Annotated in this window: 15 protein-coding genes and 1 tRNA gene; 14 read left to right on the top strand and 2 right to left on the bottom strand. The window is 40.4% G+C overall.

All coding sequences use genetic code 11. The annotated features are described in order from the left end of the window. A partial coding sequence (locus tag L634_RS33885) for a hypothetical protein (protein ID WP_026583277.1) occupies window positions 1–191 on the top strand: 191 nt, incomplete at its 5' end. Between the two features lie 92 nt (window positions 192–283). Here the strand turns inward: L634_RS33885 and L634_RS31265 are convergent. Further along, on the bottom strand, window positions 284–949 hold the full coding sequence (locus L634_RS31265) for a nuclease-related domain-containing protein (protein ID WP_051428355.1): 666 nt from the start codon (window positions 947–949) through the stop codon (window positions 284–286). Between the two features lie 379 nt (window positions 950–1,328). Between L634_RS31265 and L634_RS0115795 the strand changes: the two genes are divergently transcribed. The 10 genes from L634_RS0115795 (at window position 1,329) to L634_RS0115750 (ending at window position 11,366) form a co-directional block, all read left to right on the top strand. Continuing rightward, window positions 1,329–2,270 carry a carbohydrate ABC transporter permease gene (locus tag L634_RS0115795; RefSeq protein ID WP_026583276.1) on the top strand — a complete coding sequence of 314 codons (942 nt, stop codon included), beginning with the start codon at window positions 1,329–1,331 and terminating at the stop codon, window positions 2,268–2,270. After that, window positions 2,270–3,097 (top strand): carbohydrate ABC transporter permease, encoded by an 828-nt coding sequence (locus tag L634_RS0115790; RefSeq protein WP_026583275.1) that lies wholly within the window; start codon window positions 2,270–2,272, stop codon window positions 3,095–3,097. Before L634_RS0115795 ends, L634_RS0115790 begins: the two co-directional genes overlap by 1 nt. A gap of 73 nt (window positions 3,098–3,170) precedes the next feature. Further along, a complete protein-coding gene (locus L634_RS0115785) occupies window positions 3,171–4,457 on the top strand; it encodes an ABC transporter substrate-binding protein (protein ID WP_026583274.1) in 1,287 nt (428 codons plus the stop codon). A gap of 128 nt (window positions 4,458–4,585) precedes the next feature. Beyond that, a complete protein-coding gene (locus L634_RS0115780) occupies window positions 4,586–6,400 on the top strand; it encodes a sensor histidine kinase (RefSeq protein WP_026583273.1) in 1,815 nt (604 codons plus the stop codon). Next, window positions 6,378–7,127 (top strand): response regulator transcription factor, encoded by a 750-nt coding sequence (locus L634_RS0115775; protein ID WP_026583272.1) that lies wholly within the window; start codon window positions 6,378–6,380, stop codon window positions 7,125–7,127. The genes L634_RS0115780 and L634_RS0115775 overlap by 23 nt, the downstream gene beginning before the upstream one ends. A gap of 1 nt (window position 7,128) precedes the next feature. Continuing rightward, window positions 7,129–7,869 carry a ThuA domain-containing protein gene (locus tag L634_RS0115770; protein WP_026583271.1) on the top strand — a complete coding sequence of 247 codons (741 nt, stop codon included), beginning with the start codon at window positions 7,129–7,131 and terminating at the stop codon, window positions 7,867–7,869. Window position 7,870: 1 nt separating this feature from the next. Then, complete coding sequence (locus L634_RS0115765) at window positions 7,871–8,899, top strand: Gfo/Idh/MocA family protein (RefSeq protein WP_026583270.1); 1,029 nt, start codon at window positions 7,871–7,873, stop codon at window positions 8,897–8,899. Window positions 8,900–8,908: 9 nt separating this feature from the next. Beyond that, window positions 8,909–9,952 (top strand): Gfo/Idh/MocA family protein, encoded by a 1,044-nt coding sequence (locus L634_RS0115760; RefSeq protein WP_026583269.1) that lies wholly within the window; start codon window positions 8,909–8,911, stop codon window positions 9,950–9,952. A gap of 11 nt (window positions 9,953–9,963) precedes the next feature. After that, on the top strand, window positions 9,964–10,932 hold the full coding sequence (locus L634_RS0115755) for a sugar phosphate isomerase/epimerase family protein (RefSeq protein WP_026583268.1): 969 nt from the start codon (window positions 9,964–9,966) through the stop codon (window positions 10,930–10,932). A gap of 360 nt (window positions 10,933–11,292) precedes the next feature. After that, window positions 11,293–11,366 (top strand) — tRNA-Gly (locus L634_RS0115750). A 118-nt stretch (window positions 11,367–11,484) separates the two neighbouring features. Here the strand turns inward: L634_RS0115750 and L634_RS0115745 are convergent. Next, the gene (locus tag L634_RS0115745; protein ID WP_026583267.1) at window positions 11,485–12,153 is read right to left on the bottom strand and encodes a B3/B4 domain-containing protein; all 669 of its coding nucleotides are present in this window, start codon (window positions 12,151–12,153) and stop codon (window positions 11,485–11,487) included. Between the two features lie 110 nt (window positions 12,154–12,263). Here L634_RS0115745 and queG point away from each other — a divergent pair, with 110 nt between their 5' ends. From queG to trmL, 3 genes are all read left to right on the top strand, one after another. Continuing rightward, window positions 12,264–13,394, top strand: coding sequence for a tRNA epoxyqueuosine(34) reductase QueG (queG, locus tag L634_RS0115740; protein WP_026583266.1), 1,131 nt, complete (start codon window positions 12,264–12,266; stop codon window positions 13,392–13,394). Between the two features lie 161 nt (window positions 13,395–13,555). Further along, the gene (locus tag L634_RS0115735; RefSeq protein ID WP_026583265.1) at window positions 13,556–14,437 is read left to right on the top strand and encodes an amidase domain-containing protein; all 882 of its coding nucleotides are present in this window, start codon (window positions 13,556–13,558) and stop codon (window positions 14,435–14,437) included. 64 nt (window positions 14,438–14,501) lie between these two features. Further along, window positions 14,502–14,975: a tRNA (uridine(34)/cytosine(34)/5-carboxymethylaminomethyluridine(34)-2'-O)-methyltransferase TrmL gene (trmL, locus tag L634_RS0115730; RefSeq protein WP_026583264.1), complete on the top strand. Its 474-nt coding sequence runs from the start codon at window positions 14,502–14,504 to the stop codon at window positions 14,973–14,975. The last annotated feature ends 59 nt before the right edge of the window (window positions 14,976–15,034 follow it).

Raw genomic sequence — 15,034 nt, 5'->3', positions numbered from 1 at the left:
TTTCCGAAGATGATCTTTATGATTTCAATGATTGGTGTAGATGGAAAGGCACAACATATGAAAAAGGAATCGATGATCAAACTAAGATTGAAAGATTATTAGAGGAAATAAATGAACTTAAGAATGAAATTAACGCTCTAAGAGAAGAAAATAATCAGTTAGAAGCTCGTACAGGAAACAATTATTTTTAATGACACTTTCCCCCATCCTAACTAGGCTGGGGGTGGGTATAAGTATACAAGTATCAAAAATGCACATCCTAAAACGAGCGAAAATGTACATCCTAGCGTTGACATTTATACTTGATCCCCTTTTCAAGCTCCTCAAACGTATATTCTGGGATCCGTCCATAAGATGTTTCCTTCAAATTTAGCGATATTAATTTTTCCGCAAGTGCCATCTGCCTTCTGTTAGGTGCAATAGATTTATTCTTTAAGTTGTCCATAAAGCGGTTAATTTGTGCTGGAAATATAGCTGGCAGATTCAAAGGTGCTTGATACAAATAAAATTCGGAGTTAACAAAGATGAGGTGTGATATTATAGGAAGTTTAAATCCGAGTTCTTGAAGAAGTCGCCTCAGCAGGGATTCACTTCGCTGCAGCTGGAGCAGAGGATTCTTAACTTCAGTTTTCGATGCAGTATACCATCTATCTTGCTCAATAAAAAAGTTACCTTCAAAATTCTTTACCTCAAAAACATGTAAGTAATCTCCTGTAATAATTAATGAATCGAGCTGGAAGATTGTATGGCTGATTTCAAGCAGCAAGTCATTAATTATGATCCATTCATCGGGTAGATCCGCCAGCAGCTTATCAAACTGTTTTTCCCCTGAATAGCCCTTTTCTAAGTTTAAATAATGGGTGTAATCCTTTGAAGGAAGATGCATCCTTCCATTTAAGTAACGGAGCAGTTTTAGCTCTTCTGTTTCATAACGGGTTTTTAATATCATACTTCACGTCCTTAGATCAAGATAAATTCATTTTAAGTATTTCTTCTCATTTAAACAAGAAAAAGCTCTCTTTTATGAGAGCTTTCAGGTTGTTCACAAAGTCGACAGCCGGTTTGTATCATTATTATACAATCAATTTTTATGGGGTTCTTTCTTAAATCCCCATATACCTAAATATGCGGTTAAAAAGGATATAAAGCCCCTTTTCATTTGAAAAAGGGGTTTGTCTACATTCTGAAAGCTCTCTTTGAGAAGCCTTTGAAATACTACTAGTCAAAATATTGCACCATTTCGGTCAATTGAGTCACCCATATATGCAAGCGTTTTCAAATATAATGTAGGAAAGCATTTGCAAGTGCAGAGGGGGCGGTGAAGTAGTTTGGAGACAAAGATTCAGATTGAAGAACCCGTTATGAAATCAGACATGAAGACAATAACCAGGAAAAAGGCTAAGTTAATGAGGGTATTAACTTACGGGGCTTTTGTAGGGCCAGCGCTGTTATTTTTCCTGGTGATTCAGATTATTCCTTTTTCCATGGGGATATTTTATTCGTTTACATCCTGGAATGGAGTAAGTTCTGCGGTTGAGTGGGTAGGTCTTGAAAATTATATTAAGATTTTTAAAAATGATCCAAAGTTTTTTGATTCCTTTATCTTTACTACAAAGTTTATGTTGGCTTCGGTCATTATTAGTAATTTGATCGGTTTTGGACTTGCTTTATTATTAAATGCAGCTTTGAAGTCTAGAAATTTATTGCGGACTGTTTTTTTTATTCCTAATGTTATTGGGGGGCTTTTGCTGGGATTTATTTGGCAGTTTATTTTTGTAAAGGGATTTGCGGCAATTGGAAATCTCACAGATCTTTCAGCTTTTAAGCTGCCATGGCTTGGCGATGAGAAAACTGCTTTTTGGGGTATTGTGATTGTGTTTGCGTGGCAGATTAGCGGCTATATGATGGTGATTTATATTGCGGCTCTTCAGGGGGTTGATCAAACTCTTTTAGAGGCAGCGAAGATCGATGGGGCTTCCAATTGGACACTTTTGACAAAAATCATCATTCCTCTTATTTTGCCGGCATTTACGATTTGTTTCTTCTTAACCATTTCGATGGCATTTAAAATTTTTGACCTGAATATTTCGCTTACTGGGGGCGGGCCATTTAATTCAACGCAATCAGTTGCCATTAATATCTACCAGGAAGCATTTCAAAATAACCGGTACGGCCTTGGTACCGCAAAATCAATTTTGTTCTTTGTTGTTGTAGCAATCTTCACAACGGTACAGGTAATGATGACAAAGAAAAGGGAGGTTGAGGCATAATGAATCCGAAATATACGAAGTATACATTTATTCTCGAGATAATCGGAATCATATTTGGAATCATTTTCCTCATTCCATTCTATTTCGTTTTTATAAACTCGGTAAAAGGATTTGCGGATATTTTGATTGATGCTGCCGCATGGCCGAAGGAGTTTTTATTTTCGAATTACGTGAAGGTATGGGATATTATTAATTTTCCGCGAGCCTTCTGGAATTCCCTTATAATAACGGTAATAAGCAATATCGGACTTGTTGTCATTAGTTCCATGGCGGCCTGGAAGATGGTCCGGACACCGGGAAAATTCAGTAAAATCCTGTTTGTTTTCTTTGTATCGGCTATGGTTATACCTTTTCAGACGGTTATGATCCCGCTGATGAAGCTGGGCGGTACATTAAATCTGACAAACAGTATACCCGGATTAATTATTATGTATTTTGGCTTTGGCGTACCGCTGTCATTATTCCTGTACCATGGTTTTATTAAAACAGTTCCAATTGAGATTGAAGAATCAGCAAGAATAGACGGCTGCAGCCAATTTGGAGTATTTTGGAGAATCGTTTTTCCTCTCCTAAAACCTATTACGGTTACAGTCGTTATACTAAATACATTATGGATATGGAATGATTATTTGCTGCCGCTGCTTGTGCTTCAGGATGCAGAATTAAGAACGATTCCATTGGCTACCAGTTCATTTTTTGCACAATACACGAAACAGTGGGATATGGGACTGGCAGCTCTTGTAATGGGCATCACACCGGTTATCATTTTTTTCTTGTTCCTGCAAAAGCATATTATTAAAGGCATTGCCCAAGGATCTATCAAGTAAGGATAGAGATTTTTGCCGCTAAATAAAACGCGGCAGAAATTTATATAAAAATTTTTTCAGGGGGGAAACAAATATGAAACGATTGGCGCTTTTATTGATGTCAATGATTTTGGCGGCAGGCATTATCGCAGGCTGTTCTTCGTCAAGTTCCTCGGGGGATGAAAAGCAAAAGGGTGATTCAAAGAATGAGGATGAAGTTGTAACACTGAATATGTTCCAATTTAAAGTTGAAATTGCAGACCAGCTACAGGAAATGATTGCTGAGTTTGAAAAGGAACACCCAAACATCAAGGTAAAGCTTGAAACAGTTGGCGGCGGTGCTGACTACAGTGCTGCTTTAAAAGCAAAATTCGCTTCTGGCGAACATCCTGATATTTTTAACAATGGCGGTTTCAAGGAGCTGGAGCTTTGGAAAGAGCATCTTGCTGACCTTTCGGATGAGCCTTGGGCAGAGCATGTGCTTCCAATCGGGAAAGTGCCTATGACGGATACAGATGGCAAGCTGTATGGCATGCCAGTAAACCTTGAAGGATATGGATTTATTTATAATAAAGATTTATTCGATGAAGCAGGAATTACAGAGCCTCCTAACACAATATCTGAGCTTAAGGATGCAGCAAAAAAATTAGAGGATAAAGGCATTACGCCTTTCTCTGCCGGCTATGGCGAATGGTGGGTAATCGGGCAGCATTTATTGAACATCCCATTTGCTCAGCAGGAGGATCCGGAAGCATTTATTGAAGGTTTGTATAGCGGATCAGAAAAAATTACTGGAAACGACAAATTTAAAGATTTTAAAGAAGTGATGGATACAGAAATTAACTTTGGAAATGACAACCCATTAACTACTGATTACAATACACAAGTTACCTTATTTGCATCAGGCAAAACGGCTATGCTTCAGCAGGGTAACTGGACGGAAAACATGATTCTTGAAATTAACCCTGATATCAATATGGGATTCATTCCAATTCCGCTAAGTGATGAGGAAGCTGTGGCCGACCGTTTGCCTGTTGGCGTTCCAAACAATTGGGTACTTAATAAGAATTCCGAACATCTTGAAGAAGCCAAGCTTTTCCTTGAGTGGATGGTATCTTCTGAGACAGGAAGACGCTATATCACAGAAGAATTCGCGTTTATTCCTGCCTTTGACAATATTGAGCCGAACGGATTAGGGCCACTTGGCCAGTCCATCCTCGAATATTCGAAGGAAGACAAGACGATTCCATGGACTTGGTTCAGATGGCCGGATGGGGCTAATAAGGAGTTTGCTGCCACAATCCAGGAATATGCCGCAGGCAAGATTGACTATGATACTGTACTTGAGAGATTCCAGGCATCCTGGGACAACTTGAAATAATTTACATGGCATTCATAGAAAGCATGTCTCCTGCAGATATGCTTTCTATTGCATATATAAAAAAAGTATATCTGTCAGGCTGAGTTCCCTTTATACTATTGGAAAAGACACAGCAGCGGAGGATGTAAATGTTTAAGGGGAGCATTAGAAATAAACTGATTGTTCTATTGCTGATTGCAACGATTGTGCCCTTTGGAACTTCAATTGTGATAACGTATTATCATACGACGGAATCACTGAAGATTCAGGCTATTAAGGAAAACAGCAATCTATTATATCAAGGCAAAGTGAACCTTGAAAGTTACATAAATGAACTAAATGGCTTAACGCTATCGCTTTATAATAATCCGGGATTTATAAATTTTTTAAGGGATCCACAAAAGGCAAACAATTACCAGGCTGTTGAAGCCACAAGGAATGTGATTTCAACCATATTGTATGCAGAAGAAAATATAAAAAGAGTAAATATCGCCATTTCAAAGGAAGACCGGATGATCACCGCTTCCAAGCGTTCTACTGTTATATTTTCAAAAAAATGGTCGAACACGAATCAGGAATATTTCATTAAGGCAAAAGAAAGTCCGAGTAATATGTATTTGGAGCCTATTCATAAAATTAAGGAACCTGACGATAAGAAGCCTAAAAATGTAATTACACTTCACCGATCCCTGGTTAATATTCCTTCTGATGAAGTGCTTGCGTATATCTCTTTGGAGTTTTCTCCGGACCAAATCACAAATATTAGCCGTAATCTCTACACAAAAGACAATGAAGAGTTTTATATTGTTTCTCCAGAAGGAGAATTGATTTACCGATCTTTCGATGAATCCGAAGGCGGATCTTATAATCAAAAGTGGATAGAATGGGTGACTAAAACCAATAAAGAAAACGGTACAGTTGAATGGAAAGAAGGAGCCTTCAATGGTGTAATGATTTATGATCAACTGTCGCAAAATTCTGGCGGCTGGTACCTTGTGAAGAGAGTCCCTTATACAACTCTATATGAAAGTGCATTTAATGTGGCGAAAATCAATATTATGTTTGGTGTTATCGGGCTTGCTCTGGTTATTCTGGCCACCTTATTTATTTCTTTTAGAATAACCTCTCCAATCAGGATCCTTCTGCAATATATCGAACAAGTTGAAAAAGGGAATCTAAAGGTTCGTTTTAGGTCTTTTGGAAATGATGAGATTGGCTATCTCGGTGACCGGTTTAAGCAAATGATTGATAAGATTAATGATTTAATTAACCGGGAGTACAAACTGCAATTGGAGAATAAAACCAATCAGCTAAAGGTTCTTCAGTCACAGGTCAACCCGCACTTTTTATATAACGCATTGCAGTCTATTGGCACGGCTGCTCTAAAGAACCAGGTCCCTCAGATCTATTCTTCAGTCACGCATCTGTCGAAAATTATGAGATATAGCATGAATATGGAGGAGGGCATGGTACCGCTATTAAAGGAGATTGATCATACAAAGGCATATCTTCTGCTCCAGAAGGAGAGATTTGGAGATCAGCTTCAGTTCTCCTTTGAACTTGATGAAGAAGCAATGATGCTGCCGGTCCCTAAAATGATTCTTCAGCCTATTGTAGAAAACTATTTTAAACATGGATTTGATGCACGTGAAAAAACAGGGGAAATAAAAATTGTCTGCAGGCAGGATGAGTTTTTTCTGGATATTTTTGTGGAGGATAATGGCACAGGTGTTGCGGAAGCCAGACTGGATGAAATTCATGGAAGTCTAGTGAATGACCGCATTGGGCAAAAGGGAGAGGAAACGAATATTGGCTTAAAAAATGTATATGTGCGCTTAAAGCTGTATTATGGCGCTCGGGCCTACCTTAAGCTTAGGAACCTTGAGCATGGCGGGCTGATTGTTTCTATTAAGCTTCCAAAAAGGATGGAAGGTGGTCAGGATGAAAGCGATAATTGTGGATGATGAAAAACATGTTCGTGAAGGTTTGATGCTTTTAGCAGATTGGAACCGTTATGGCATTAATACAATTATGGAAGCGGCTGATGGAAATGAGGCAGTGAAGCTGATAACCGAACATCGGCCGGAAATTATTTTTACAGATATGAGAATGCCAAAGAGAGATGGCATCAGTCTTTTAAAATGGATCCATTCATCGGATATTTCCAGTAAAACAATTGTGGTCAGCGGATATGATGATTTTGAATACATGAGAAACGCGATTTGCTATAAAAGCTTTGATTATATTTTGAAGCCTATCGATCCAGAAATTTTAAACGAAACATTGGAAAGGGCCGTCACTGAATGGAATCGGCAAAGCTTTCCGGAAAAAGATCAGCAAAATCATAACGGCGAGAAAAATGTGATTCAGCAAATAGAAGAATTCTTGCTTGAAAGCTACAACAAGGATATCAATCTTCAGGAAATTGCCGATCGTTTTTACCTGAGCAGGGAGTATATTTCAAGAAAGTTTAAACAGGAATATAAGGCTACCATAACCGATTTTGTCACAAATATTCGAATGAAAAAAGCGAAGGAGCTTTTGCAGAATCCAAAGCTCAAAATCTATGAAATCGCCTTTCATGTAGGCTATCAGGATGAGAAATATTTTAGCAGGGTCTTTAAAAAGACAGAAGGAATTTCCCCCAATGAGTATAGGAGCTCATCGGTTTACTATTTGAAGGAGGAATAACATGCTGAACGTACTTGTTTGGAATGAGAACCGTCACGAAAAGATAGATGAAAAGGTTAGATCACTATACCCTGGTGGAATACATGGGGCAATTGCAGGCTTTTTAAAAGATGAAAAATATAGAGTTAGCACGGCAACTTTAGATGATCCTGAACATGGTCTTACTGATGAAGTTATAAATGGAACAGATGTATTGATTTGGTGGGGGCACCTCGCCCATGGTGAAGTAGCTGATTCGATTGTTGAAAAGGTAAAACAAAGGGTGCTGGATGGTATGGGCCTGATTGTTCTTCATTCAGGCCATTTTTCCAAAGTATTTAAAGCATTAATGGGAACCTCTTGTGATTTAAAGTGGAGGGAAGCTGGCGAAAAGGAACGGATTTGGATTGTAGATCCCGGCCATCCGATTGCGGCAGGGCTGGGTGAATATATTGAACTTGAACAGGAGGAAATGTACGGAGAGCATTTTGATATACCGGCACCGGATGAGCTGGTTATGGTGAGCTGGTTTGAAGGCGGGGAAATTTTTCGGAGCGGCTGTACCTATAAGCGTGGCAAGGGAAAGGTGTTTTATTTCCGCCCGGGACATGAAACGTATCCAACTTACTATCATAAGGACATTCAGCAAGTCATAAAAAATGCTGTTGAATGGGCTAAGCCTGCCAATCTTCCAACCCCGGTTTATGGAAATGCAAAACCTTTGGAGAGTATTAGAGCCAAAACGGAAGGAGTGGAAAAATAGAATGAAGAAAATCAGAATCGGAATTATTGGCTGCGGAAGCATTGCTAAGCATCGCCATATGCCTGAATATCATGCAAACAGCGAGACTGCCATTGCAGCGGTCTGTGATATTAATGAAGAGAGAGCTAATGGATTTGCCGAGATATATCAGGCGAAAGCGTTCACCGATTATAATGAATTGCTTGCTGATGAGGATATAGACGCAGTCAGTGTGTGCACGCCGAATTATCTTCATGCCCCGATTTCAGTTGCAGCCTTATATGCAGGAAAGCATGTTTTATGTGAAAAGCCAATGGCTGCCACTATGGAAGAGGCCAGGGAAATGAATGAGGCAGCCCGTAAAACCGGCAAAAAACTCATGATTGCACATAATCAGCGATTTGTACCGTCACATAGAAAAGCAAAAGAACTGATTGAGAAAGGCGAAGCTGGGAAAATCTACAGTTTCCGGTCGGCTTTTGGGCATGGAGGACCTGAAGGATGGAGTGCGGATGGAAAGGACAGCTGGTTTTTCAAGAAAGATCAGGCTTTTATTGGCGCAATGGGAGACCTGGGAGTCCATAAAACAGATCTCCTTCGCTTTATATTTGGAGAGGAATTCACTGAGGTGGGAGCCTTTGTTGAAACAAGTGCCAAAGAAAATACCGATGTAGATGATACTGCAGTATGCGTGTTAAAAACAGAAAGCGGTGTAATCGGTACACTGGCTGCAAGCTGGTCTTATGTTTCCAGGGAAGATAACTCTACGATTATTTATGGAGAAAAAGCAATTTTAAGATTAGAGGATGATCCAATAAATTCCCTAATTGTTCATTATGCCAACGGAGAAACAGTAAAGTATGAACTTGGCGGAATCCAGACAAACGATGAGGGCGGCCAAAAGAATTCGGGCGTCATCGATCATTTCGTAAACTGCATTCTTAATGATCAAGAGCCTGCTATTCCAGGTTCTGAAGGAATAAAGTCACTTGAGGTCATTCTTGCTGCTCTGGAATCCAGCAAGACCAAACAAATAGTAAAAATCAACTGAGGTGCAACAATGGAGAAATTGCGGATAGGCATTATCGGTGCTGGCGGAATTGCCAAGTCAAGGCACATTCCTGCTCTTTTAAAATTTGCGGATAGTGTGATGATTACGGGTGTATGTGACGTAAGTGAAGAATCAGCCAAACATGCTGCAGATCAGTTCGGTATCGAAAAGTCTTTTGTAAATTATAAAGACTTGTTCAATGAAACTGATGCAGTGGTCGTTTGTACCCCGAATAAATTCCATGCTGAGATTGCAGTCGCTGCATTGGACGCCGGTCAGCATGTTTTGTGTGAAAAGCCGATGGCCATGTCATTAGAGGAATGCAGCAAAATGATTGAAGCAAGGGATAGGTCCGGAAAAGTTTTGGCCATTGGTTATCATTATCGATTTATGAAAGAAGCTCAAGCTGCTAAAAAGCTTATACTGGAAAATGAAATAGGCCAGCCATTTGCTGTAAGGGCAAGGGGCATGAGAAGGCGAAAGGTGCCGGGCTGGGGTGTTTTTACGAATAAGGAACTGCAGGGGGGCGGCAGCTTGATTGATTATGGATGCCACCTATTGGATCTCTCCATTTGGCTTATGGGGAATCCTAAAGAGACAGAAGTAACTGGGACAGCATACAATACGTTAAGCAAATTGCCTGGCCAGGTTAATCTGTGGGGAACTTTTGACCATGAAACCTTTAATGTTGACGACCATGTTACAGCTTACGTTAAGTTTGCAAATGGTGCATCCCTGCTTTTTGAAACTTCCTGGTCAGCCAATATTGAACGTGATGAAGAATGCATCAGTCTTTCTGGAGAATATGGGGGAATTGATTTGTTCCCGCTTAGGATCAATCAATACAAGCATGGGATGCTGCTTAATACCCGAGCAGATTGGCTGCCTGGAGAAGAAGATTACGCTTCAGCCCAAACCCGGAATTTTATTAATAGCTGTTTTGGAAGGGAAGAATTTGAGGTTAAAGCTGAAGAAGCATTGCAGACAACAAGAATAATTGATGCAATCTATAAAAGCAGTGAAATGGGGAAAGAAGAAAATTTCAAGCAATAGGAGGGGACATTGTGAGGCTTGGCGTATTTACAGTTCTATTTGCTGACAAAAATTTTGAGGAAATGCTTGACTATGTAAAGGCTGCAGGTCTTAAGGCAGTTGAAATCGGAACGGGTGCTTATCCAGGGAATGCCCATTGCAATCTGCAGGAGCTGCTTGAAAGTGAAGAACGCCGCAATGAGTATTTGACAAAGATAACAAGCAGAGGACTGGAAATCAGCGCATTCAGCTGTCATGGAAATCCACTATCACCTAATAAGGCTTTTGCAGAGGAATCAGATCGGGTACTGTATGACACCATTAGACTGGCAGGCCTGACGGATGTTCCTGTTGTAAACTGTTTTTCCGGAACAGCAGGGGACGGGGAAAATGCCGCTTATCCAAACTGGCCTGTTGCTCCATGGCCGAATGAATATGGTGAAATATTAAAATGGCAATGGGAAGAAAAACTTATTCCTTATTGGAAAAAAGCAGGCAAGTATGCCAAAGACCATAATGTCAAAATCGGTCTTGAGCTACATGGAGGCTTCCTCGTGCATACTCCTTATACGCTTTTAAAATTAAGGGAAGAAACCTGTGATTCTATCGGGGCAAACTTGGACCCAAGCCATTTATGGTGGCAGGGAATTGATCCTGTTGCAGCTATAAAAATATTGGGTAAAGAAAATGCCATTCACCATTTCCATGCAAAGGACACATATATAGACCAGGAAAATGTAAATATGTACGGCTTAACGGATATGCAGCCATATGGCAATGTCCAGACCAGAGCGTGGACATTCCGGTCCGTTGGATGTGGACACAGCCTTCAGGAATGGTCAGATATGATGAGTTCTTTACGAACGTTTGGATATGATTATGTTGTAAGCATTGAGCACGAAGATCCGCTGATGTCGATTGAAGAAGGATTTACACGGGCAGTAAAAAATTTGCAGTCTATTTTAATTGAGGAGCAGCCAGCGTCTATGTGGTGGGTGTAAAAAGAAGTAGCTGGGGAGGAAATTTAATTAATTTCTCCCCGGTCCTTTTTTCGACAAATTTCTCAAAAAACGGTTGACTATTTCTGCTGAATTTAGTACTATTAAATAGTTGATTCGACAGAGCTTATTTAATTATTGACTCGATTCGACAAAACCGGTAAAATTAACATAATTTAGATAACTGCAAAATACAATTTATATATGCGGGTGTAGTTTAGTGGTAAAACCTCAGCCACGAGTGACACTTCCATGAATCAACAGCGAGTTGCCTCGACGCATCTAGCTTCCCTGAATGGGCTTGCAGTGAAAGAGGCATGCAAGAGCAGGAAGAAAACAAGTAGTCAGTAATTTAATACAAATGCGGGTGTAGTTTAGTGGTAAAACCTCAGCCTTCCAAGCTGATGATGAGGGTTCGATTCCCTTCACCCGCTCCATACATAGCCAACGCAGTGTTTCGTTCAAAAAAGACGAGGTATTGCGTTTTTTCAATTTTTGGCTATTAATTAAAAAAATCCGGGCGGTACCAGGTACCACTCGAATTTTGTGGGAATGTTAGCATCCAATTACCTTAAAGCTTCCTTCTCCCCCATGGACTTGTATGTACATGTTCATTAAAGACTCGACCATTTTTTCTGCTTGCCATGTGTCCAGAGAGGGGCGTAAATAAACGATTTGAACGGCATTTTTGGTTTGTTCTGTCACTGCTGTTCTTTCTGAGTCGACAAATGGACTGCCAAAAGGGCCTTCTGTATCTTCGCTAATGATTAAATTAGCCAGCGAATTGGGTCTTCCATTCAAACCGTTATATTCCTCGCCTTCTTTGCCGATTCTGATTGATAAATCGCCAGAAAGCTTGTCTGCATCATAAACACCAATTGGAATTTGATATTCCAATGAGAAGAAGTTGTTAATATCTATTGAGCTATTAACTGGCTGCAGATAGTTCTGCTTTTTAATTCTTCGGTACAAAGCTTCTGCAGAATGGCGGTAACGGTTGGGATCCTTTCCTGCTTTTTTAAAAATTTGTCTCCATTCTTTAATGCCCTCGAGGTCTGCTGCATTTTTATCCTCTAAATCAAAATAAATAGATTCCTGGAAAAGCTGAAGACGGCCTTTAACCATTTGCGGAGACTGTCCGACTTCAATGTTTTTATATGTAATAAAACCGATTTTAAAATGGGGAAATAGATTGCATAACTCGGGAGAAATCGTAATTTCCAAGCTTTCCACCTCCAATTTTACTTTAAAATAGTTTATCATAATAAGCGATGTTTCAATAAATAAACGGCATTTATATATATATAATTTTTTCTTGAAAGGAGGCACCAGCAATGGACTTTGCACAATTCAAGCAAGAAGTGATTGAATACAGTAAAACAATTGGCATTGATAAAATCGGATTTACAACCGCCAGCACTTTCGATGAAATGAAGAACAGGCTAATCCGTCAGCAGGAGCTTCAATACCATTCAGGATTTGAAGAGCCGGACATTGAGAAAAGAGTTAATCCCAGTCTGCTAATGGACAAGCCAAGGTCAATTATCTCGATTGCACTTGCTTATCCTTCAAAAATGAAGGTGAGAGTTGTCAGCAAAAAAGGCGAAAGAAGAGGGATCTTCTGCCGTGCTTCTTGGGGCAAGGATTATCACCATGTATTGAAGGATCGCCTTCAAAAGCTTGAAGAATTTATTCATGCGAGGATTCCTGAAGCAATCTGCAAATCCATGGTGGATACAGGCGAGCTAGTGGATCGGGCAGTGGCACAGAGAGCAGGCATAGGCTGGAGCGGGAAAAACTGCTCCATCATCACACCTGAATTTGGTTCATATGTATATCTGGGGGAAATGATTACGAACTTGCCTTTTGAGCCTGACGAACCAATGGAAGACCGCTGCGGCAGCTGCAATAAATGTGTGGATGTATGTCCAACCGGAGCTTTAATTCAGGGCGGGCAGCTTGATGCGCAAAAATGTATTGCTTTTTTAACGCAGACAAAAGGCTTTCTTGCAGATGAATACAGAGAAAAATTGGGAAATAGGCTTTATGGGTGTGATACTTGCCAAACGGTCTGCCCAGAGAATAAAGGGAAGGACTTTCATTTTCATGAAGAAATGGAGCCCGATCCGGAAGTAGCGAAGCCGCTGCTAAGGCCGCTTCTTTTCATCAGCAACCGTGAATTCAAGGAAAAGTTCGGCCCTGTATCTGGCTCCTGGAGAGGGAAAAAGCCAATCCAGCGGAACGCCATAATAGCCCTTGCCCATTATAAAGATGAATCCGCTATAAATGATCTGATTAAAGTCATGACAACCGATCCGCGTCCGGTTATCCGGGGAACGGCTGCATGGGCACTGGGGAAAATCGGCGGAAAAGAGTCCGTATCTGCCTTGGAGGACGCTTCAGTACAGGAAAAAGACGAAAAGGTTTTGGCGGAAATCGAAAAAGGCTTAAGTATTATAGAATAATGAAGAGGGGGAGATTCTCCCTCTTTTTTTATGGGCTTTTTAGCAAAAAAGATAAGCTGGAAAGAACGATCGAAAGGTTAAAGGCTGACAATTAAAGCAAAAATTTAAGCAAGGTCCATTTACTGCCCTCATATGTATGGAGTATGAGAGGAGTGAGATGCGTGAGGGACCAGCTTCAAGAACTTTTGGTTAAAAGAGTACAGCAGTGTGTTTCCCATTCAAGAAGCTCAATCCATACCTGCCCGAAAATTGAACAAAAGAAAGAATCTTTACTGAGCCGATCGGGCGAGATTGTGAAAGCCCAGGCAACTGGAAAAGTGACCAAGGTTGGAAAGGAAAAGGACGATGTAAAGCCGGTTGAATACAAAGTCCACTTCAAATATTTAATTAAGCATAAAGGCTTGCTCTACATGGAAGAAGAAATCGAAGAGCGTACAGCTGAATTTTATAAAGGTGTTTTAGTAGAGGATCAGGAGAAAAATCCTTTTAAAGATATCAGGATAGCAGGAGAGGATTTCTCTCTGGAAAATGAGGAGGAAGAAATCAGACTTGAGTATAGATATGAACGCATGAAGGCTGTGCAATATGCAGAAAAATGGTGGAACAGCCATAATCCTGCTTATAAAAAGTTTGAGGTAGACTGCACTAATTATATATCCCAATGCTTGCATGCAGGGGGAGGACCGATGAGGGGATACCCAAACCGCGGAAAAGGCTGGTGGATGAGAAGCGAAAACTGGAGCTTCAGCTGGTCGGTCGCCAATTCAATGAGGTGGTATCTACCGGGATCCAAGACGGGATTAAGGGCAAAGGAGGTTTCCAGTCCGGATCAGCTCCTGTTGGGAGATGTCATTTGCTATGATTTTCAGGGAGACGGGCGGTTTGACCATACAACGCTGGTTACTGGAAAAGATGCGGCAGGAATGCCTTTGGTCAATGCCCATACGTACAACTGCAGAATGCGCTATTGGGCTTATGAGGACTCGACAGCCTATACGCCCAATATAAAATATAAATTTTTTTCAATAACAGATGACCGGTAATTTGTCTGGGGATTTCAAAGTGATATAATAGCAACATGCAGAGTTTATATTAGAGGTGAAAAAAGTGGGATTGCATGTAGTATTATATCAGCCAGAAATTCCGGCTAACACTGGAAATATAGCCCGTACCTGCGCGGCAACTGATACGACATTGCATTTAATCCGCCCGCTTGGCTTTTCAACAGATGATAAAATGCTGAAGCGTGCCGGATTGGATTATTGGCAATATGTAAATATCGTTTATCATGACTCGCTGGACGATTTCTTTAAAAGCAGTGAAGGCGGGGAGTATTTCTATTTAACGAAGTATGGTACTAAGCCACATTCTACTTTTGACTACAGCAATGTGGAGAAAGATTATTATTTTATTTTTGGCAGGGAAACGACCGGACTTCCAAAAGATGTGATTGAAAGCAATAAGGATCGTGCTTTAAGGATTCCAATGAATGACAATGTCCGTTCTTTAAACCTTTCCAATACTGCAGCGATTCTGGTTTATGAAGCGCTGCGGCAGCAGGATTATTTATATTTAAAATAAACGCTGTTTTCATAAAGTTTGCTGCTTTTCAGTCCTAAACAAGGTTAACCAGCTGAGTT

The organism is Bacillus sp. J33, from assembly GCF_000518885.1.
In the GTDB taxonomy this organism is placed as follows: Bacteria; Bacillota; Bacilli; order Bacillales; family Cytobacillaceae; genus Cytobacillus.
This window is presented reverse-complemented; position numbering and strand designations above follow the sequence as displayed.